This is a genomic window from Mesorhizobium sp. M7A.F.Ca.CA.002.05.1.1, from assembly GCF_003998335.1.
Lineage (GTDB): Bacteria > Pseudomonadota > Alphaproteobacteria > Rhizobiales > Rhizobiaceae > Mesorhizobium.
The window spans coordinates 1-432 of sequence record NZ_RZQI01001662.1 but is presented as its reverse complement, the minus strand read 5'-3'; the positions used below and the strand labels follow the sequence as shown (position 1 = coordinate 432).

Annotated in this window: 1 pseudogene; it reads left to right on the top strand. The window is 65.0% G+C overall.

Annotation, left to right across the window (positions count from 1 at the left end):
- Positions 1–397: pseudogene (locus EN939_RS37655) on the top strand (hypothetical protein); the annotation flags it as partial.
- Between the last annotated feature and the right edge of the window lie 35 nt (positions 398–432).

The following is a 432-nucleotide window of genomic DNA, read 5'->3' as shown; positions in this document are numbered from 1 at the left end:
TTTGTGGTTCCCAACCTTTGACAAGATTTACAATAGGGACGGGTGCAAACCGCCATTCTCGGTCACCGCCTATCTCAGGGCGTTTGCCGCCTCGCTGCTGCGTGCCGTCAGCCTGAACAGCTGGGTCGGCGTGTCGGTGCTGGCACTGGCCGGCTGGTTTGCCGCCGCCCGCGCCGGCTTCCGCCTCGACCGCCGCGCCGGCATCCTGTTTGCGGCACTGGTGCTCGGCGCGCTGGCGAAGTTCACCGTCTTTCCGATCCACGACACGCGCATCTATTTCCCGCATCTGATCCCGCCATTCCTGCTGCTGGCGACGCCGTTCATGGCGCTGTGGGCAGCCGCGGCTCGTGGCCAGAATCGCGCGCCCTTGCCAATCATTCCCGGAGACAAGCCATGAGTTCGCTATCCAGCCTGGCGCGCGTTGCCCTGTCG